Here is a 615-nt window from a genome sequence, read left to right on the forward strand (position 1 = left end):
TGGTCGATTATGAGCTGCCAGACCGTGCCATCGGTTTCGTCATGGGCCACAACATGCTCGACGAGTACTGGGACACTGACAGGCATACCGCGCTAAATCGATCCAGGAACAGCAAGCCCAGACCCGATCATGGCCCGCGTGGTGATACGCCACGTCAGGATATTTCCAGCCAGGTCAGCGGGCCGATTCTGGAACACCTGCACCACAACTTCGCCAGCGCCTGGCGCAAGGAAACCGGCGAGGACCTGCTCGCTTCACGGCAGGCCAAGCAGGTAGGGCCACAACTTCAATGCTTGCCCGGCGCCACCCGGCAGTTGGCTCAACTGCTGCGCACCCAACCCCAGGAAGGCAAGCGGGATATCGAGAAGCTTTACCTGCAAGCCGTCAACAACGCGACCCAATTTATCTACATCGAGAACCAGTATTTCCGCTGGCCTCCCCTGGCTAACCTGATCAAGGACGTCGCCGCCAGCCAGGCCAGAGCCGGGCGTGATCCTGTGGAGCATGGCAGCCTGCATCTGTTCGTTGTCACCAATGACACAGAACAAGGCCTTGGCCCTGGCGCAGTCAATACCCAACGCATGCTCGAAAGCCTCGGGCGCGCCGACACCATTC

Annotated in this window: 1 protein-coding gene; it reads left to right on the plus strand. The window is 60.0% G+C overall.

Features of this window, described 5'->3' with window-relative positions; genetic code table 11:
• A partial coding sequence (locus tag ACYP2Q_RS31480; RefSeq protein WP_459734107.1) for a phospholipase D-like domain-containing protein occupies positions 1-615 on the plus strand: 615 nt, incomplete at both ends.

The organism is Pseudomonas sp. MHK4 (assembly GCF_054600775.1).